The following is an 18,514-nucleotide window of genomic DNA, read 5'->3' as shown; positions in this document are numbered from 1 at the left end:
CCCTACCCATCCCCCCTGCTCCCGGAGTTCCGCCATGACCACCGCTCCTCAAAAGAAACCGGCCCTGCTGGCCGCCGCCCTGCTCGCCCTCGCCGGCCTCGCGCCGTTGTCGGCCCACGCCCTGGATATCAAGCTCGGCCACGTGCTGGCGCCCAGCCACAGCTGGAACAAGGCCGCCGAAGGCTTTGCCGCCGAGGTCAAGGAAAAGACCGCCGGCCGCGTCAATTTCGTGCTGTTCCCCAGCGGCCAGCTGGGCAATGAAAAGACCATGCTCGAAGGCCTGCAGATCGGCAGCCAGGGCGCGGCCATCATCGGCTCGGGCTCGCTGCAGCCCATCGAACCCAAGTTCGGCGTGGTCGAGCTGCCCTATACCTGGTCGACCTCGCAACAGGCCTACAAGGCCTTCGACGGCGAACTGGGCGAGGCGTTGGCCAAGCTGGCCGACAAGAAGAACCTGACCATCATCTCGTGGTGGGAAAACGGCTTTCGCCACGTCACCAACAACCGCGGCGCGGTGGCCAAACCCGCCGACCTGGCCGGCCTGAAGACCCGCGTCACGCCCGACAAGATGCGCCTGGACACCTTTACCGCGCTGGGCGCCAACCCCGCGCCGCTGGCCTTCGGCGAACTGTATTCGGCCCTGCAGCAAAAGGTGTTCGACGCCCAGGAGAACCCGCTGTCCATCATCTACACCTCGTCCTTCTTCGAGGTGCAGAAGTACCTGTCGCTGACCGGCCACGTCTGGGGTCCGGCCAACCTGATCATCTCCAAGCCGGTGTGGAACCGCCTCTCGGCCGAGGACAAGAAGATCGTGCAGGCCGCCGCCGACAAGTGGCGCGACGCCCAGCGCCAGATGATCACCGACGGCGACCAGCAATACATCGCCCAGCTGAAGGACAAGGGCATGCAGGTCAACGAGGTCGACAAGGCCGCCTTCGCCGCCGCGGTGGAGCCGGTGTGGAAGACCTACTCGGTCACCTACGGCCCCGAGCTGATGGCGCTGGTGCAGAAGTACCGCGAGGCCAAGTAATGCTCAACCGACTGTCCGCGATCCTGTCGGGCATCAGCAAGGCCTTCGCCGCCCTGGCGGTGGCCTTGCTGGCGATCCTGATCTCCTACGTGGTGTTCGCCCGCTTCGTCACCCACACCACGCCGCACTGGGCCGAGGAACTGCCGCGGCTGGTGCTGGTGTGGTCGGCCTTCATCGGCGGCGTCGTCTGCAGCCATGAGCGTTCGCACCTGATGGCCGGGCTGCTGCCCTTCGTGGTGCGCAATCCCCGGATCCTCAACGCCTTTGAACGCATCAACCAGGCGCTCATCATCGTCGGCCTGGCGGCGCTGGGTTATGCCGGCTGGCAGCTGGCCGAGCTGACCATGGACCAGACCCTGCCCGCGCTGGACGTGTCCGCCGGCACCGTCTACCTGGCGCTGCCTTTCGCCTGCGCCATCACCATCGTGGTGCACCTGGCGCAGCTGTTCTCTTCCGCTCCCGCCGCTGCAAAGGATTAACAAGATGTCTACGGGTGCTCTCTTCCTGATGGGCGTGTTCACGATCACGGTGCTGATCGACATGCCCATCGCTTTCGGCCTGGTGCTGTCCTGCCTGGCCTATCTGGCGGTCTTCGACTCCGCGCCCATGATGGTGGCGGCGCAACAGTATGTGGTGGGGCTGGACAGCTTCACGCTGCTGGCGATTCCGCTGTTCATCCTGGCCGCGCAGCTGATGAACGGCGCCGGCCTGACCCAGCGCATCGTGCGCCTGTGCGCCGCCATCGTCGGCGACATCAAGGGTGGCCTGGCGGTGGTGGCCGTGCTGGCCTGCCTGATGTTCGGCGCGCTGTCCGGTTCCGGCGTGGCCGACGTGGTCGCCATCGGCAGCCTGCTGCTGCCCGCCATGGCCCGCAGCGGCTACGACAAGGGCTTTTCCTGCGCCCTGGTCGGCAGCGCCGGCGCGACGTCCACCATCATTCCGCCCAGCATCGTGCTGATCGTCTACGGCACCATCACCGACACCTCGGTGGGCAAGCTGTTCGTGGCCGGGATCATTCCGGGCATCCTGCTGGGGCTGTCGCTGATCGGCGTGGCCGTCTGGCAGTCGCGCAAGCACAACTGGGCCGGCGGCCAGCCATTCAGCTGGCCGGAACTGCGCGCCGCCGCCATCGACGCGCTGCCTGCCCTGATGGTGCCGGTGCTGATCATCGGCGGCATCCGCTTCGGGATCTTCACCGCTACCGAGGCCGCCTCCAGCGCCATCATCTACGCCTTGCTGATCGGCTTCTTCTGGTACCGCACGCTGAGCCTGAAGTCGCTGTGGGACAACCTGAAGTCCACCGGCGAAAGCAGCGCGTCCATCCTGCTCATCATCGGCGCGTCGGGCCTGTTCGCCTGGGTGCTGGTGGCCGAGCAGGTGCCGCAGGCGCTGTCCACGCTGCTGGTCGAATGGACCGACAGCAAGACCGCCGTGCTGCTGGTGCTGACCGTGGTGCTGCTGCTCCTGGGCACTTTCATGGAAGCGATCCCGGTCATCATCATCGTGGCCCCGGTCGTGATGCCGGTGCTGGCGCACTACAACATCGATCCGGTGCACTTCGGCATCCTGCTGTCGATCAACATGGCCATTGGCGCCAACACGCCGCCCGTCGGGGTCGACCTGATGGCCGCGTGCAAGATCGGCGGCATCAACATGATGCAGACCCTGCGTCCTCTGTCCTGGATGATGCTGGCCATGACCGCGGTCATGCTGCTGCTGACTTTCGTACCTGAACTGGTGCTGTTCCTGCCGAGGCACGTGCAATGACCCCTATTACCCCCTCCCGCCGTCCCCCCTTCCTGCGCCGCAGCTGGATGTTCGTGCCCGGATTCGACCCCAACGCCCAGGCCGACGGCCTGGCCAGCGGCGCCGATGCGCTGGTCGCGGACCTGGAAGAGTTCACCGCCCCGGCGGACCGGCCAGCCGCGCGCCCCATCATCGCCGAACTGTTCGGCCGCTGCCGCGCCCTGGGCGTGGTGGCCGCGGTGCGCATCAACAAGCTCGAAGACGACGGCCTGGCGGACCTGCGCGGCGTGATGCCGGGCGCGCCGGACGCGGTGTTCCTGCCCCACGCCGAAAGCGCGGCGCAGATCGCCGCGCTGGACCAGGCGATCACCGCGCTGGAAGCCGAACTGGGCCTGCCCGCGGGCAGCACCGAGATCGTGCCCACGCTGGAGTCCGCGCTGGGCGTGCACCGCGCCTATGACATCCTGACCGCCAGCCCGCGCGTGTCCGCCTGCCTGCTGGCCGCCGAGGACCTGACCGCCAGCCTGGGCGCCGAGCGCGGCAAGGACGGCATCGAACTGCATCACCTGCGCGCCCGCTTCCTGCTGGATTGCACGGCGGCCGGCTGCCTGCCCATCGACTGCCCCTTCAACTACCGCGACATGCCGGCGCTGGAAGCCGATGTGCGCTGGGCCCGCCGCATGGGCCTGAAGTCCAAGTGCGCCACCGTGGCCGACCAGGTCAAGCTGATCCACGCGGTGTTCACGCCCGCCCCGGACGAAGTCATGGCGGCCCATGATTGCGTCGCCCGCTATGAAGCCCAGCGCGCCGGCCGCCACGACGCCGAGCGCATCGATCCGCCTGTCTACAACACCGCGCGCCGCCTATTGGCGCGCCATCACCAATTCGAACGATGGGCCGCCGAGCGCCGCGCGCAGGCCGTCCCGCAACAAGGAGACTCCGCATGACGTCAGCAGCAATTCCCGAACGCAATGGCGGTCAGATCCTGATGCAGCAGCTGCGCATCCATGGCGCGCGCCGCGTGTTCATGATCCCCGGCGAAAGCTATCTGCCCTGCATCGACGCGCTGAACGACCACACCGATGCCATCGAGGCCATCGTCTGCCGCCAGGAAAGCGGCGCGGCCTACATGGCCGAAGCCTATGGCAAGCTGACCGGCGAACCCGGCATCTGCTTCGTCACGCGGGGCCCGGGCGCCACCAACGCCAGCATCGGCGTGCATACCGCCTTCCAGGACTCCACCCCGATGATCCTGTTCGTGGGCCAGGTGGGCAACGACTTCATGGAGCGCGAAGCCTTCCAGGAAATCGACTATCGCCGCATGTTCGGCCAGATGGCCAAATGGGTGGCGCAGATCGACCGCACCGACCGCATCCCCGAGTACATCTCGCGCGCCTTCGCAATTGCCACCAGCGGCCGTCCCGGCCCCGTGGTGCTGGCGCTGCCCGAGGACACGCTGTGGGGCCGCGCCCGCGTGGCCGACCTGCCGCGCTACCCGCGCGTGCACAGCCACCCCGGCGCCGCCGACCTGGCCCGCATGACCCAATTGCTGGACGCTGCCGAACGTCCCTTCCTGCTGCTGGGCGGCAATGGCTGGCACCAGACCGCCATCGACCAGATCGCCGGCTTCGCCGAACGCTTCGAGCTGCCGGTAGGCACGGCCTGGCGCCGCCTGGAGTGCTTCGACCAGCGCCACCCCAACGCCGCCGGCCACGTCGGCTGGGCCATGACGCCCGAGCTGCGCCAGCGCCTGCACGACGCCGACCTGGTGCTGGCCGTGGGCACGCGCATGGGCGAGGCCACGACCGAAGGCTATACCGTCATCGAAAGCCCGCTGCCACGCCAGCAACTGATCCACGTGTATCCGGACGCCGCCGAACTGGGCCGCGTGTTCTCGCCGACCCAGGCCATCGTGGCGGACGTGGCCAGCTTCGCCGCCAGCGTGGCGGGCCTGGTCCCCGGCCACAAGACGGCGCGCGGCGAGGCGGTGCGCGCCGCGCACCAGGAACTGGTTGACAGCCTCAAGCCGCTGCCATCGCCCGGGCCGATGAGCCTGGACCAAGCCGCCGCCTACGTCGACGCGCACGTGCCGGCCGACGCCTGCATCACCGTGGGCGCGGGCAACTATGCGCTGTACCCCCACCGCTACCGCCGCTATGCCGGCCCCGGCACCAGCCTCACGCCCACCGTGGGCTCCATGGGCTACGGCCTGCCGGCGGCGATCTCGGCGAAGCTGGAAGACCGCAAGCGCACGGTGGTCTGCTATGCCGGCGACGGCTGCTTCCAGATGAACATGCAGGAACTGGGCGTGGCGCTGCAATACCGCCTGGGCGTGGTGGTGCTGGTGTTCAACAACGGCATCTGGGGCACCATCCGCGCGCACCAGGAACGCGAGTTCCCGGCGCGCACCATCGCCCTGTCCTTCGAGAACCCGGATTTCACGCAGATCATCCGCGGCTACGGCGGCTACGGCGAAGCCGTGGAAGACACCGCCAGCTTCGGTCCCGCATTCGAGCGCGCGCTGGCCTTTGCCGAACGCGAAAACATGCCGGCCCTTCTGGAAATCCGCTACGACGCCAATGGCATTTCGCCGGGCGAAACCCTGATGGGCATCCGCGAAGCCGCACTGGCCCGCAATGCCGCCGCCAGCCACTGACACAGAGGAACTCCAACATGACGACGATATCGATCAACGGACAGCGGCTGTGGCAGTCGCTGATGGACCTGGCGCAGATCGGCGCCACGGCCAAGGGCGGCAACTGCCGCCTGGCGCTGACCGCGCTGGACGGCCAGGGCCGCAACCTGGTCACCGGCTGGATGCGCGATGCCGGCATGACGCTGCGCGTGGACCAGGTGGGCAACATCTTCGCCCGCCGCGCCGGCCGCAACAATGACCTGCCGCCGGTCATGACCGGCAGCCATATCGACACCCAGCCCACCGGCGGCAAGTTCGACGGCTGCTATGGCGTGCTGGCGGGCCTGGAGGTCATGCGCAGCCTGAACGACCACGGCGTGGTCACGGAGGCGCCGCTGGAAGTCGCCATCTGGACCAACGAGGAAGGCTCGCGCTTCGTGCCCGTGATGATGGGTTCGGGCGTATTCGCCGGCAAATTCCCGCTGGAAGTGGCGCTGACCGCGACCGACCGCGACGGCAAGTCGGTGGCCGAAGAGCTGGCAGCCATCGGCTATGCCGGCACGGACCCCGTGGGCGGCCGCCCGGTGGGCGCCTATTTCGAGGCCCACATCGAACAAGGCCCGATCCTGGAGCATGAAGAAAAAGTGGTTGGCGTGGTGACCGGGTCGCTCGGCCTGCGCTGGTACGACGTGACCGTGACCGGCATGGAAATGCATGCCGGCCCCACCCCCATGCCGATCCGGCGCGACGCGCTGTACGCCTCCAGCTTCCTGCTGCAGGCGGTGGTCGACATTGCCAACGATAACCAGCCGCATGGCCGCGGCACCGTGGGTGAAATCCACGCGCACCCCGGTTCGCGCAACGTCATCCCGGGCCAGGTGCGTTTCACGGTGGACCTGCGCCACGAGGACGAGGCCACGCTCACCCGCATGGACCAGCGCTGGCACGAAATCTGCGCCGAAATCGCCCAGCGCCACAACGTGGAAGTGGACGTGAAGCACGTGCAGTACTTCCCGCCCACCCCGTTCGACCCGGACCTGGTCGGCAAGGTGCGCGACGGCGCCGCGCGCCGCGGCCTGGCCGCCATGGACATCGTCACCGGCGCGGGCCACGACGCGGTCTACATGGCCGCCGTCACCCCTACCGCCATGATCTTCGTGCCGTGCAAGGACGGCGTCAGCCACAACGAGATCGAGGACGCCAAGCCCGCTGACCTGGAAGCCGGGTGCAACGTGCTGCTCGACGCCATGGTGGCGCGCGCCAACGCCCAGGAGGTCCGCTCATGACCCAGGACGCCGCCTACTGGCGCGCCCGCGCCGCCGCGCTCGCCTTCAATGGCCAGGCCTACATCGACGGCGCCTATTGCGACGCGGCCGATGGCGCCACCTTCCCCGCCACCAGCCCGATAGACGGGCGCAAGCTGGCCGACGTGGCGTCTTGCGGCGCGGCCGACGTGGACCGCGCCGTGCAGGCCGCCCGCCGCGCCTTCGAAGCCGGCGTCTGGAGCGCCTTGGCGCCGCGCCAGCGCAAGCAGCATCTGCTGCGCCTGGCCGCGCTGATCGACGAGCACCGCGAGGAACTCGCGCTGCTGGAAACGCTGGACATGGGCAAGCCCATCCGCGACGCGCTGGCCTTCGACGTACCCGAGACGGCGCGCTGCTACGCCTGGTACGCCGAGGCGATCGACAAGATCTACGACGAGATCGCCCCCACCGGCCCGGACGCGCTGGCCACCATCACGCGCGAAGCGCTGGGCGTGGTCGCGGCGGTGGTGCCGTGGAACTACCCGCTGATGATGGCCGCCTGGAAAGTCGCGCCAGCCTTGGCCGCCGGCAACAGCGTCATCCTCAAACCGGCCGAACAAGCCTCGCTGTCGGCCATCCGGCTGGCGGCGCTGGCCGGGGAAGCCGGCATCCCCGCCGGCGTCTTCAGCGTGGTGCCCGGCCTGGGCGCGCAGGCCGGCCAGGCGCTGGGCCTGCATCCCGATGTGGACTGCATCGCCTTCACCGGGTCGACCGCCACCGGCAAGCGCTTCATGGAGTATTCGGGACAATCGAACCTGAAGCGCGTGTGGCTGGAGTGCGGCGGCAAGTCGCCGCACATCGTGTTCGAGGACTGCCCCGACCTGGACCGCGCCGCTCAGGCTGCGGCCCTGGCCATCTTCTCCAACCAGGGCGAAGTCTGCATCGCGGGCTCGCGCCTGTATGTGCAGGACGGCATCTACGACGCCTTCATGTCCAAGGTCGCGGACTACGCCGCCGCCCTGCAACCGGGCGATCCGCTGGATCCCGCCACCGCCATGGGCGCCATGGTCGACGAACGCCAGATGCGCGGCGTGCTGGCCCGCATCGAAGCGGGCTCGGCCGAAGGCGCGCAGTTGCGCATGGGTGGGCGCCAGGCCCTGGGCGCCACCGGGGGCTACTACATCGAACCGACGATTTTCGATTGCGCCAGCCAGGACAGCAGCCTGGTGCGCGAGGAGATCTTCGGCCCGGTGCTGGCCGCGCAGCGCTTCGCCACCGAGGACGACGCGGTGCGGCTGGCCAACGATTCGATCTACGGCCTGGGCGCTGGGCTCTGGACTGCCAACCTGTCGCGCGCGCACCGTCTCTCGCGCCGCCTGCGCGCGGGCCTGGTGTGGGTCAACTGCTACGCCGACGGCGACATCACCGTGCCATTCGGCGGGGTCAAACAGTCGGGCTTCGGCCGCGACAAGTCGCTGCACGCGCTGGACAAGTACAGCGACCTGAAGACGACCTGGATCAGCCTGACGGCTTGATCCCCTGGGCGGACGCCCGCGCGGCGTCCGCCATCCTTGCCATTTCGCGTTATCTGCTTGGCCGCCAGCGCCATTGAAGGCGGTGGGCCCTTGTGCGACCTTGAACGGCGACGGGCTGCCCACCGCGGTTCCGTTGCGGGCAGGCGCAGGCGCTCTCCCGCCATCAGAACAATGACTGGAGACTACGATGCGCAATGCGACAAGGCGAGCCGCGCTGGCCGCCATGCTGGCCGCCACAGCCTGGGCCGCAGCCGGGCCGGCTTGGGCGCAAGCCCCCTATCCCTCCAAGCCCGTCACGATCCTGGTCGGATTCCCGCCCGGCACGGCCACCGACACCGTCGCCCGCATGGTCGGCGACCGCCTGGCGCAGCGTCTGGGCCAGCAGTTCATCGTCGAGAACAAGCCTGGCGCGGGCGGCTCCATCGCCGCCGGCCTGGGCGCGCGCGCCAAGCCCGACGGCTATACGCTCATGATCGGCGCGTCCGCGCCGCAAGCCATCAACCCGCATGTCTATCCCAACCTGAACTACGACGCGCGCAAGGATTTCGCGCCCATCGGCCTGCTGACCTGGCTGCCCTACCTGTTCGTCGTCAGCCCCGACAATCCGGCCAACAACCTGCAGGACTTCCTCGCTGCCGTGAAGGCCAAACCGAACCAGTACACCTACGCCACCACCGGCGTCGGCACCACCAGCCATCTGGTGATCTCGGTGCTGCTGGCCAAGGCCGGCGCCAGCATGATCCACGTGCCCTACAAAGGCAGCAGCCAGGCGCAGACCGATATCGTGGGCGGGCGGACCTACGCCACCTTCGACACCATGGTGTCCTCGCTGGCCCTGGTTAAAGCCGGACGCCTGAAGGCGATCGCCGTCAGCACCCCTGAGCGGGTCGCGAGCCTGCCGGAGGTGCCCACCGTCGCCGAACAGGGCTACCCCGGTTTCGACATGGGCGCCTGGCTGGGCCTGATCGCGCCCGCCGGCATCCCGCCCGAGATCCAGCAGAAGCTGGCCGTCGAGGTCAACGCCGTGCTGGCAGACCCCGCCGTGCGCGACAAGCTGGCGGACCTGGGCGCCCAGGTCCGCACCACCGCCACGCCCGCCGAGTTCGGCGCGCTGATGAAATCCGAATACGAATCGTGGGGCAAGGTGGTCCGCGATTTCAACGTCAAGGCCAGCGACTGAACCGGAGACCCGAACCATGCAAAAAGCCATGAGCCCCGCGGAACGCGACACCCGCATTCAACTGGCCGCCTGCTACCGGCTGGTGTCCCACTTTGGCATGAGCGATCTCATCTACAACCACATCACCGCGCGCATACCCGGGCCCGAGGGCCATCTGCTGATCAATCCCTACGGCATGATGTACGACGAAATCACCGCTTCCAGCCTGATCAGGATAGACCTGGACGGGAACGTGCTGGACAATCCCGGCGAGTACGGCATCAACGCTGCGGGCTACGTGATCCACAGCGCCGTGCACGGCGCGCGCCACGACGTGCAATGCGTCATCCATACCCACACGCGGGCCGGCATGGCGGTATCGGCGCTGCAATGCGGCCTGCTGCCGCTGACCCAGACCGCCATGCGCTTCGCCAAGATTCCCTACCACGACTATGAGAGCGTGGCCATCGACCTGGACGAGCGCGCGCGCCTGGTGGCGGACCTGGGCCAGTCCGAGGCGATGATCCTGCGCAACCACGGCCTGCTAGCCGCCGGCCCGAGCATCGCGCAGGCATTCAACACACTGTATTGGCTGGAAATGGCCTGCAAGGCGCAGGTCGACGCCCTGGCCGCCAACCGCGAACTATGCGTGCCGCCGCCAGAGGTCGTCGAGAAGACCTGGCACCTGTATCAGCCGACAACGCGCCGCCCCTTCGGCGAACTGGAATGGCCGGCCATGCTGCGTCTGATGGACAGGAAGGATCCTGGCTACCGCGATTGAGTCCCTGCCTGGTCTCGCCCCAGAAGGTCGATGCCGGCCGCGCTGTCCGCGCCGTCCGGCAGGATCGCGGCGAGGCTGGTCTTGACCTCCACGAAGTACGGCGCGGCCGAGGCCAGCCCGCGGGCGATGGCCGCGGCCACCTGGTCCGGATGGGTGACATACTCGGTCTGCATGCCGAAGGCGCGCGCCATCATCGCGAAATCGGGACTTGCCAGATTGGTGCCCGCGTAGCGCCCGGGATAGGTGCGCGCCTGATGCAGGCGGATGGAGCCATAGCAATTGTTGTTGGAGACGATGAAGAACACCGGCAGTCCGCGCTCGGCCGCGGCCATCATCTCGTTGCCCGTCATCATGAAGCCGCCGTCGCCAACCAAGCATACCACCTTGCCATGCGGGTTGCGCAGCTGCGAGGCAATCGCCGCCGGCGTGCCGTAGCCCATGGCGCCCGATTGCGAGGCCATCAGCCGTTGCGGGTAGACGAAGGGAAAGTGGCGATACACCGGCGCCGCGAAGGTGCCCGCGTCCAGACAAACCATGAGGTCCGGCGGCGCCTGTTCGGCCAGCGCTCGCACCACCGACACGAAGGGCACGCCATCGTCGGCCTTTGGATCGGGCCAGGCGGCGGAGCGCTCGCGGATCGCGCGCAAGGATTCCGCCCAGTCCTCGCGCCCGCCACGGTCCGCCGCCGGCAGCGCGGCCAGCGCCTGCGCCGTGGCCACCGGATCCGCGATGATGCCCACGTCCGCCGCAAAGTGCTGGTTCACGAAATGCGCGTCGGCATGGCAATGCACCAGCGTCTGCGACGGCCTGGGATAGGCCGGAAACGTGTAGCCCTGGGTGGTGATGTCGCCCAGGCGCGTGCCCAGGGCCAGGATCAGATCGCTGGAATCGAACGCCTCCACCTGCGCGGGCTGCGTCGCCAGGTCCAGGTCGCCGGCGTACAGCGGATGCGTGTTGGGGAACAAGTCATGCTGGCGGAACGATACTGCCACCGGTATGCCGTGCCGCTCCGCCAGCTGCCGCAGCGCTTCGCGGCCGCCCGGCGCGTTGAAGGCGCCCCCGGCAATGATCAGCGGCTTGCGGGCGGCGTCCAGCAAGGCTTGCAGTCGCGCCAGCGCGGCGGGCGCCGGCTGCGCGGGACTGGCCGGCTCGGCCACCCAGTCCGGTTGCGGCACGCAGGCCTGCTGGACGTCTTCCGGCACCACCAGCACCACTGGCCCTGGCGTACCCGAAGCGGCCACGCGCAAAGCCTTGAAAGCGGCCCAGGCCACGTCCTCGGGCGCCGCCACCTCATGCACCCATTTGGCGATCGAACCGAACATCTTCTGGTAATCGATCTCCTGGAAGGCCTCCTTGCGCAGGTCCTTGCGCGGCACTTGCCCGATCAGCAGGACCAGCGGCACGCCGTCCTGCTGCGCGGCATGCACGCCGATGGCCGCATTCGCCGCGCCCGGTCCCCTGGACACCATGACCACGCCCGGGCGGCCCGTCAACCGGCCATCGGCGCACGCCATGAATGCCGCGCCCCCTTCGTGCCTGCAGGTCACCACGTCGATGCCAGCGAAATCGTGCAAGGCGTCGAGCACGCCCAGATAGCTTTCGCCAGGGACCAGGAAGACCCGGTCGATGCCGTTGCGGGCGAAGACCCCGAGCAAGGCGTGGGAAGACGTGTTCAGTTCGGCAGCAGGTGTCATGGATGGCAGGAAACCAAGGGCAAGCGCGCAGGCGCGGGTCTGATACGCAGGAATTCTAGGGTGGCTGGCGGCAGGCCATGTAGGCATACTGTGCCTATCAGATATACAAAAAACGCACACAAGGAGGAGCCGCCCGCAAGCGCTGGCGGCGAGACATCGCGATGGACCTGCGCAAGATCGAAAACCTGATCCACGTGGCCGACTCGGGCAGCTTCTCCAAGGCCGCCTCGGTGCTGGGCATCGCGCAATCGGCGCTGGGCCGCCAGGTCAGAAAGCTGGAAGACGAATGCGGCTGCGCCCTGCTCTACCGCAACGGCCGCGGCGTGTCCTTGACCCCGGAAGGCGAGAAACTGCTGGATAGCCTGCGCCCCTTGCTGGCGCAAATGGCGCGGGTGGTGACCGAATTCCATGACGAGCAGAAATCGCCCTCCGGCCAGGTCACGCTGGGCCTGACGCCCACGCTGTCCCACATGGTCGGCATGCCGCTGGTGGCGGCAGTCTGGAGGCGCCATCCGCGCATCCAGCTCAACGTCATCACCGGCTACAGCGGCTATGTGCACGAATGGCTGGCCAACGCCCGCGTCGACATCGCGGTGCTGCACGATGCGCGGCGTTCCCAGCACGTGGTGGTCGATCCCCTGGCCGAGCTGGACTTGGCGCTGGTATCGCCCGCACAGAACCTGTCCCCCGCCGCGCGGGCCTTGCCCTCCATCGACTTCGCTCAGCTGGGCGATCTGCCACTGGCGCTGCCCACGCGCAGCCATGGCCTGCGCCGCACGCTGGAACAGGCGGCAGCGCAGGCCGATGCGCCCCTGAATGTCGTGTTCGAAATGGACGCGCTGGAACTGATGAAGGAAATCGTCTTGAACGGACTGGCCCACACGGTGCTGGCCCTGCCTGCGGTGGTAGGCGAATTGAACAGCGGCCAGCTCGTCGCCCGCAGGATCGTCAATCCCGCCCTGTCCACCCGCCTGATGCTGGCTACCGCATCGAACCGGCCGCTGACGCAGGCGGTGAAGATAGTGCAGGACATCCTGCGTGAATTGCTGCGGGACATGGTTGAGGCGGAGCCTTATCGGTCGTACATGCGGATGGCGGATGCGCGGTCGGCACCGCCATGAGGTTTTGCCGCCTTCCATCCCCCCGCATCACCTCGGCACCGGCAACGGCGGCGCAGGCGTCAGCGGCCCCGTCGGCACGCCGCGCTGCGCCGGCATCGGCGGCAGGCGGGATGGCGCGGGGCTCATCCAGCCAGGTTGCCGGCTCGGTCCGCTGGAGGGCGGCGCGGGCGGGCCAGGCGGCCTGCCGGCGGTGGCGCAACCGGTGCCCAGGCAGGGTTCCTGGGTAGCGCCCGGATTGACCAGCCGGGGACATGACGCGCCGACGCAGGCATCGGGTATGACGCGGGCCGAAGGCGGGGGTTGGGGAACCGCGGGTCCGGCGCCTTGCGCGACGGCTGGCCCGCAGGCCGCCGCCAGCAGCGCGGCGGCGCAAAGAATTTTCATGGCTGCAGCCCCTCTGCCCCTGGTCTGCGGCCGCGCGCGATGTTGCCTGCGCAGCCCGGGCCCGCGTCGCGCCGGGGCCTGGACGGACGCGGGATGATTCCAGTGTGCTCCCGCGCCTGAATGCCTGTCCAGGCAACCCCGCCGTCAATCCAGCCGGATATCCGCGCTTTTCACCACCGACGCCCAGCGCGCGCGTTCGCTGTTGAAGAACTGCGCCAGTTCGGCGGGATTGCGGGTGACGATTTCAGCGCCCTGTTCGTTCAACTGCGCCTTCACGTCCGGCTGGTTGACGATCTGCGCCATCAGTTCCGACAAGCGGATGGCGACGGGATCGGTCGTGGTCACGGGCGCCATCACCCCTTGCCAGGTGCCGGACTCGAAGCCCGCCACGCCCTGTTCGGAAATGGTGGGGATGTCAGGCACCAGTTGCATGCGTTCGCGCTTGGAGATCGCGATCGGCCGCAGCTTGCCGGCCTTGATGTGGGGCAACGTGGCCAGCAACCCATTCATGATGACCTGGGTCTGCCCGCCTATGGTGTCCGTCACCGCCTGCGAACCGCCCTTGTAGGGCACATACTCCCATTGCGCGCCCGTCGCCTGCTGCACGGCGACCGCGGCCAGATGCGGCGCGCTGCCGATCGCCGTGACCGCGAAGTTCAAGCGCTGCTTCTTCGACAGGGCCACCAGTTCGGTCACCGTCTTGGCCGGCACGTCGGGATGCACGGCCAGCACGTGCGGCGAATAGGCCAGCATGCCGACCGCGCGCAAGTCCTTGGACGGATCGAAAGACAGCTTGGTGTACACGGACGGGCTGATCGCCAGCGCCCCCACGTCGCACAAGAGCACGGTATGGTCCTCTTGCGCCGCCTGCACCACCAGGCCGGCGCCCAGGTTGCCATTGGCTCCAGGCTTGTTCTCGACCACCACGGTCTGCTTCAGGGCGTCGGCCAGGCGCGGCGCCAGGATGCGCGCGATGATGTCCGACGAGCCGCCGGGCGGGTAAGGCACGATGATGCGGACCGCGCGCGTCGGCCAGTCGCCCGGCTGCGCCCATGCCGGCAACCACGGCGACAGGCATAGCGCCGCAGCGCCGCCCAGGAATTGTCTCTTGCTCGGGTTCATGCAGTCTCCTCTGGAATTATCTTGCGCGCGGACGCCGTCCCCGGCGCACTGCCGCAGCCTTTTGGGAACGGCCGCCGCGCGCACCTGCGCCAGCTTCGTCCGGCTAGACCATAGTCATCGTACAACTACGAAATTATTATTGGAAAGCAAAATATATCCCTATCGGGTATGCACCTATCCCGGCGCCTACAGTAGTGCATTTTCCTTGAATGGCGATATTTCATGTTGTACGATGACTTACCACTTAACCAGGCTGCCGGCAGACTTTGCCGTTCGATGGCGCCCCATACGGATCAACGCGACATGACCACCCCGCAGGAACTCAAGCACATCGTTTCGGAAGGCTTGCTGTCTTTCCCCGTCACCGATTTCGACCAGAACGGCGACTTCAACGCCAGGAACTATGCGCAGCGCCTGGAATGGCTGGCGCCCTACGGCGCGACCGCCCTGTTCGCCGCCGGCGGCACGGGCGAGTTCTTTTCGCTGGCGCCAGAGGAATACGCCGACGTCATCCGCACCGCGGTGCAAACCTGCGCGGGCAAGGTTCCCATCCTGGCCGGCGCGGGCGGTCCGACCCGCACTGCCATCGCCTACGCGCAAGAAGCCGAGCGCCTGGGCGCCAAGGGCATACTGCTGCTGCCCCACTACCTGACCGAGGCTTCGCAACAGGGCATCGCGGCGCACGTCGAGCAGGTCTGCAAATCCGTGAACATCGGCGTCATCGTCTACAACCGCGCACAGTCGCGCCTGTCGGCCGACAGCCTGGCGCAACTGGCCGAACGCTGCCCCAACCTGGTGGGTTTCAAGGACGGCGTGGGCGATATCGAAGCCATGGTGCGCATCCGCCGCAAGCTGGGCGACCGCTTTTCCTACCTGGGCGGCCTGCCCACGGCCGAGGTCTATGCCGCCGCCTACCGCGCGCTGGGCGTGCCGGTCTATTCGTCGGCCGTGTTCAATTTCGTGCCGCGTATGGCCATGGACTTCTACCGCGCGATCGCCGCGGGCGACCATGACACCACCAACCGCCTGCTGGACGATTTTTTCCTGCCGTACCTCGACATCCGCAACCGCGTGCCGGGATATGCCGTCAGCATCGTCAAGGCCGGCGCCAAATTGGTCGGTCACGATGCGGGTCCCGTACGCGCGCCTCTGACGGACTTGCGGACTGAAGAACTGGAGATGCTGGACGCCTTGATCCGCAAGCTCGGCCCGCAGTAAGGGACGCTCCCTGGCGGTGGTATATATAGACCCGTCCAGCCACACCAGGGAGTCCGACCATGGCGCGTCGACGCAGCCTCGCGTTTCTGCTCAGCATGCTTGCCGCGCCCGCGGGCGCAGACGTGGTCTACGACAACCATGGACTGGTGGTCGAAGCCGCCACCGGCAGCCGCAGCGACTGGAACACCGGCCAGCGGCAGACCACCCGCGCCACCACCATCACCTACCGGGGCCAGCCGCTTTGCGGCAAGGACGTCGGCGCCCTGCTCTATCCCGATGGCCAGCGCATCGAGGCCCGCGCCTTCTTTTGCGCGTCCACCGCCAAGGCCTTGGAAACGGACGCCGTGCTGGCCTACTTCACCAGTTCCAGCGCCAATACCGTGCTGGCGCAACTGCGCGTGGCCAACGGCGCGCTGCGGGTCGAGCGCCTGGCCTTGTCCGCCAAGCCCGAGCGCGACCGCATCTCCACGACCCGCTTCGAAGACGCGCGCCTGCCCGGCTGGACACGCGTCCAGACTTCCTGGAACGAAACCGTGATGATCCGCCACGCGCCGCTTGCCGCCCTGAACCTGGGCCCGGGCAAGCTGCTGGACGTGGCCGACGGCGTGGCCTACCTGGCCGTGCCGCCAGGCAGGGACGTGATCGAGATCGAGCCCACCAAGCGGGTCAAGGATGCCGATGGCTATCTGCAGATCGTGCCGGCCATCACCAAGTTCGTGGACACTCCGGTGGCGTTCCGCGCGGTGCGCATGAGCGACGGGCGCGAACTGGCCCGCCTGGATTTCAAGGACCCTTGCCTGCGCCTGCCCGCGATCCAGTTCGACCGGCCGGACGCGCTATCCAAGACGTCGGCCGCGCCCGACGTGGCCTTCGACGACGTGCCGGCCTGGCGCGCCGCCACCCTGCAGCTGACGCAGGCGGCGCAGGGGCGCGCCGCGCTGCGCCTGCAGCCGGGCGTGGCCCTGCCGCGCAAGCCTGGCTGCGCGCCGGGTTGATCTCGCCCGCTCAGATCAGGAACTGGCGATAGGCCTCGTTGGCGGTTTCTTCGGTATGGGCGTAGCCCAACTGCCGCAGGAATGCGTCCAGCGCGGCGCTGTCCGCCAAGGGAGCCTGGATGCCGACCAGCGCCGAGCTGAACTCCGTGCCCTGGTTGCGGTAGTGGAACAGGCTGATGTTCCAGTTGGGCGCCATCTCGGACAGGAACTTCATCAGGGCGCCGGGACGCTCAGGAAACTCGAAGCGGAACAGGCGCTCGCCGGCTGCCAGCGGCGAGCGGCCGCCCACCATGTAGCGGATGTGCTGCTTGGACACTTCGTTGTTGCTCAGGTCGCCGACGGAGAAACCCTGCTCCTGCAGCGCCGTCATGATTTCCGCGGCGTCGCCGCGCCGCGAGATCTGCATGCTGACGAAGATGTGAGCGGTACGCGCATCGGCGATGCGGTAGTTGAATTCCGTCACGCTGCGCTGGCCGATCACGCTGCAGAAGCGGCGGAAGCTGCCGCGCTCTTCCGGCACCGTCACGGCAAAGACCGCCTCGCGGGCTTCGCCGACCTCGGCGCGGTCCGCCACGAAGCGCAGGCGGTCGAAGTTCATGTTCGCACCCGAGGTCACCGCCACCATGGGCAGGCCTTGCACGCCTTCGCGTTCCACGTACTTCTTCAGCCCGGCCACCGCCAGCGCGCCGGCCGGCTCCAACACGCTGCGCGTGTCCAGGAATACGTCCTTGATCGCCGCGCAGACCGCGTCCGTATCCACCAGGATGATCTCGTCCAGGTGTTCACGGCACAGGCGGAAGGTCTCCTCGCCCACCAGCTTGACCGCCGTGCCGTCCGAGAACAGGCCCACCTCGGGCAGGTTGACCCGCTCGCCCACCTGCATGGACAGCGACATGGCGCAGGAATCCTCGGTCTGCACGCCGATGACCTTGACGCCCGGATCCACCGCCTTGATGTAGGTCGCCACGCCCGCGGCCAGCCCGCCGCCGCCGATCGGCACGAAGACAGCATGCAAGGGGCCCGCGTGCTGGCGCAGGATTTCCATGCCCACCGTGCCCTGGCCGGCGATCACATAGGGATCGTCAAAGGCCGGGATGAAGGTCAGGTCCTGCGCGCTGGCCAGCTTCTGGGCGTGGCCGTAGGCATCGCTATACGAATCGCCCGCCTGCACCACCGTCACCGTGGGGCCGCCATGCGCCTTGACCGCATCCACCTTCACCTGCGGCGTGGTCTGCGGCACCACGATGATGGCGCGCACACCCATCCTGGCCGCCGAGATCGCCACGCCCTGCGCATGGTTGCCGGCGGACGCCGTGATCACGCCGCGATCCAGCGCGGCCTGCGGCGTATTGCGCATCTTGTTGTAGGCGCCGCGCACCTTGAAGGAGAAGACCGGTTGATTGTCCTCGCGTTTGAAGTAGACCGGATTGCCCAGCCGGGCCGACAGGCCGCGGGCGCGGTCCAGCTCGGTTTCGCGGGCGATGTCGTAAATGCGGGCGGTCAGGATCTGCCTCAGGTATTCCATCGGCGTGGCCCGGCCGTCCTGGAATGCGGTCGGCGTGGCGGTTTGCTGGCTGGCTTGCGGGGTGTGGTGCATCTGGCTCTCTGCTTCGGTGTGCTTGCCCGGCAGAGGCGGCCACAAAAAACCCGCCTCGTGGGGCGGGTGGCTGTGACTGTTGCGGTCGCGCGCTAACCCACCATTCCAGGAATGATGGTAATAATCAGCGAAATGCGGACGGCGCGGAAATTCATGGGGACGTAGCTTCCTCCTTGTGCGGCGCTTTGTCAAACGGGCAATCGGCCATGGCGCGCCTGATTTGATGTGTCCCCGTTTAATTTGGCGCCATTAT

16 protein-coding genes are annotated in these 18,514 nt (G+C 67.9%); 12 read left to right on the top strand and 4 right to left on the bottom strand.

Features of this window, described 5'->3' with window-relative positions; translation table 11 throughout:
- Nucleotides 1-34: 34 nt before the first annotated feature.
- The 9 genes from HV766_RS07845 (at nt 35) to HV766_RS07805 (ending at nt 10,130) form a co-directional block, all read left to right on the top strand.
- A complete protein-coding gene (locus HV766_RS07845; protein WP_054454487.1) occupies nt 35-1,030 on the top strand; it encodes a TRAP transporter substrate-binding protein in 996 nt (331 codons plus the stop codon).
- The gene (locus tag HV766_RS07840; protein ID WP_054454489.1) at nt 1,030-1,509 is read left to right on the top strand and encodes a TRAP transporter small permease; all 480 of its coding nucleotides are present in this window, start codon (nt 1,030-1,032) and stop codon (nt 1,507-1,509) included. The genes HV766_RS07845 and HV766_RS07840 overlap by 1 nt, the downstream gene beginning before the upstream one ends.
- A 4-nt stretch (nt 1,510-1,513) precedes the next feature.
- On the top strand, nt 1,514-2,797 hold the full coding sequence (locus tag HV766_RS07835; protein WP_054454491.1) for a TRAP transporter large permease: 1,284 nt from the start codon (nt 1,514-1,516) through the stop codon (nt 2,795-2,797).
- The gene (locus HV766_RS07830) at nt 2,794-3,723 is read left to right on the top strand and encodes an HpcH/HpaI aldolase/citrate lyase family protein (RefSeq protein WP_054454493.1); all 930 of its coding nucleotides are present in this window, start codon (nt 2,794-2,796) and stop codon (nt 3,721-3,723) included. Before HV766_RS07835 ends, HV766_RS07830 begins: the two co-directional genes overlap by 4 nt.
- Nucleotides 3,720-5,432: a thiamine pyrophosphate-binding protein gene (locus tag HV766_RS07825; protein ID WP_175162802.1), complete on the top strand. Its 1,713-nt coding sequence runs from the start codon at nt 3,720-3,722 to the stop codon at nt 5,430-5,432. Before HV766_RS07830 ends, HV766_RS07825 begins: the two co-directional genes overlap by 4 nt.
- Before the next feature lie 17 nt (nt 5,433-5,449).
- Nucleotides 5,450-6,697 (top strand): Zn-dependent hydrolase, encoded by a 1,248-nt coding sequence (locus HV766_RS07820; RefSeq protein WP_175180918.1) that lies wholly within the window; start codon nt 5,450-5,452, stop codon nt 6,695-6,697.
- Nucleotides 6,694-8,190, top strand: a complete 1,497-nt coding sequence (locus HV766_RS07815) for an aldehyde dehydrogenase (protein WP_175180917.1) — start codon at nt 6,694-6,696, stop codon at nt 8,188-8,190. Before HV766_RS07820 ends, HV766_RS07815 begins: the two co-directional genes overlap by 4 nt.
- A 187-nt stretch (nt 8,191-8,377) precedes the next feature.
- Complete coding sequence (locus HV766_RS07810) at nt 8,378-9,370, top strand: Bug family tripartite tricarboxylate transporter substrate binding protein (RefSeq protein ID WP_175180916.1); 993 nt, start codon at nt 8,378-8,380, stop codon at nt 9,368-9,370.
- A gap of 16 nt (nt 9,371-9,386) precedes the next feature.
- Nucleotides 9,387-10,130, top strand: coding sequence for a class II aldolase/adducin family protein (locus tag HV766_RS07805; RefSeq protein ID WP_175162810.1), 744 nt, complete (start codon nt 9,387-9,389; stop codon nt 10,128-10,130).
- On the opposite strand, the gene HV766_RS07800 is transcribed toward HV766_RS07805, so the two are convergent.
- A complete protein-coding gene (locus HV766_RS07800; protein WP_175180915.1) occupies nt 10,118-11,824 on the bottom strand; it encodes a thiamine pyrophosphate-dependent enzyme in 1,707 nt (568 codons plus the stop codon). The two genes, HV766_RS07805 and HV766_RS07800, sit on opposite strands and share 13 nt — an antisense overlap.
- 161 nt (nt 11,825-11,985) lie before the next feature.
- Between HV766_RS07800 and HV766_RS07795 the strand changes: the two genes are divergently transcribed.
- Nucleotides 11,986-12,945, top strand: a complete 960-nt coding sequence (locus HV766_RS07795; protein WP_175180914.1) for a LysR family transcriptional regulator — start codon at nt 11,986-11,988, stop codon at nt 12,943-12,945.
- Nucleotides 12,946-12,972: 27 nt separating this feature from the next.
- On the opposite strand, the gene HV766_RS07790 is transcribed toward HV766_RS07795, so the two are convergent.
- Together HV766_RS07790 and HV766_RS07785 are read right to left on the bottom strand one after the other, a co-directional pair.
- Nucleotides 12,973-13,329, bottom strand: a complete 357-nt coding sequence (locus tag HV766_RS07790) for a hypothetical protein (protein ID WP_082401004.1) — start codon at nt 13,327-13,329, stop codon at nt 12,973-12,975.
- A 144-nt stretch (nt 13,330-13,473) separates the two neighbouring features.
- Nucleotides 13,474-14,451: a Bug family tripartite tricarboxylate transporter substrate binding protein gene (locus HV766_RS07785; protein WP_175180913.1), complete on the bottom strand. Its 978-nt coding sequence runs from the start codon at nt 14,449-14,451 to the stop codon at nt 13,474-13,476.
- A gap of 303 nt (nt 14,452-14,754) precedes the next feature.
- Between HV766_RS07785 and kdgD the strand changes: the two genes are divergently transcribed.
- A complete protein-coding gene (kdgD, locus tag HV766_RS07780) occupies nt 14,755-15,669 on the top strand; it encodes a 5-dehydro-4-deoxyglucarate dehydratase (protein ID WP_054454508.1) in 915 nt (304 codons plus the stop codon).
- Between the two features lie 59 nt (nt 15,670-15,728).
- Nucleotides 15,729-16,664 (top strand): hypothetical protein, encoded by a 936-nt coding sequence (locus HV766_RS07775; RefSeq protein WP_175180912.1) that lies wholly within the window; start codon nt 15,729-15,731, stop codon nt 16,662-16,664.
- A 10-nt stretch (nt 16,665-16,674) separates the two neighbouring features.
- On the opposite strand, the gene ilvA is transcribed toward HV766_RS07775, so the two are convergent.
- Nucleotides 16,675-18,261, bottom strand: a complete 1,587-nt coding sequence (gene ilvA, locus HV766_RS07770) for a threonine ammonia-lyase, biosynthetic (RefSeq protein ID WP_119451545.1) — start codon at nt 18,259-18,261, stop codon at nt 16,675-16,677.
- Between the last annotated feature and the right edge of the window lie 253 nt (nt 18,262-18,514).

The sequence above is a fragment of the Achromobacter aegrifaciens genome (genome assembly GCF_902859735.1).
In the GTDB taxonomy this organism is placed as follows: Bacteria; Pseudomonadota; Gammaproteobacteria; order Burkholderiales; family Burkholderiaceae_B; genus Achromobacter; species Achromobacter aegrifaciens.
Note: the sequence above shows the minus strand (reverse complement) of the source record. Positions and strands in the feature narration are given on the sequence as shown.

Coding starts and splice junctions, on each gene's coding strand:
- HV766_RS07820 (WP_175180918.1), top strand. CDS start 5,450: ATGACGACGATATCGATCAACGGACAGCGGCTGTGGCAGTCGCTGATG.
- HV766_RS07795 (WP_175180914.1), top strand. CDS start 11,986: ATGGACCTGCGCAAGATCGAAAACCTGATCCACGTGGCCGACTCGGGC.
- HV766_RS07825 (WP_175162802.1), top strand. CDS start 3,720: ATGACGTCAGCAGCAATTCCCGAACGCAATGGCGGTCAGATCCTGATG.
- HV766_RS07840 (WP_054454489.1), top strand. CDS start 1,030: ATGCTCAACCGACTGTCCGCGATCCTGTCGGGCATCAGCAAGGCCTTC.
- HV766_RS07800 (WP_175180915.1), bottom strand. CDS start 11,824: ATGACACCTGCTGCCGAACTGAACACGTCTTCCCACGCCTTGCTCGGG.
- HV766_RS07835 (WP_054454491.1), top strand. CDS start 1,514: ATGTCTACGGGTGCTCTCTTCCTGATGGGCGTGTTCACGATCACGGTG.
- HV766_RS07830 (WP_054454493.1), top strand. CDS start 2,794: ATGACCCCTATTACCCCCTCCCGCCGTCCCCCCTTCCTGCGCCGCAGC.
- HV766_RS07790 (WP_082401004.1), bottom strand. CDS start 13,329: ATGAAAATTCTTTGCGCCGCCGCGCTGCTGGCGGCGGCCTGCGGGCCA.
- HV766_RS07845 (WP_054454487.1), top strand. CDS start 35: ATGACCACCGCTCCTCAAAAGAAACCGGCCCTGCTGGCCGCCGCCCTG.
- kdgD (WP_054454508.1), top strand. CDS start 14,755: ATGACCACCCCGCAGGAACTCAAGCACATCGTTTCGGAAGGCTTGCTG.
- HV766_RS07785 (WP_175180913.1), bottom strand. CDS start 14,451: ATGAACCCGAGCAAGAGACAATTCCTGGGCGGCGCTGCGGCGCTATGC.
- HV766_RS07805 (WP_175162810.1), top strand. CDS start 9,387: ATGCAAAAAGCCATGAGCCCCGCGGAACGCGACACCCGCATTCAACTG.
- HV766_RS07810 (WP_175180916.1), top strand. CDS start 8,378: ATGCGCAATGCGACAAGGCGAGCCGCGCTGGCCGCCATGCTGGCCGCC.
- HV766_RS07815 (WP_175180917.1), top strand. CDS start 6,694: ATGACCCAGGACGCCGCCTACTGGCGCGCCCGCGCCGCCGCGCTCGCC.
- ilvA (WP_119451545.1), bottom strand. CDS start 18,261: ATGCACCACACCCCGCAAGCCAGCCAGCAAACCGCCACGCCGACCGCA.
- HV766_RS07775 (WP_175180912.1), top strand. CDS start 15,729: ATGGCGCGTCGACGCAGCCTCGCGTTTCTGCTCAGCATGCTTGCCGCG.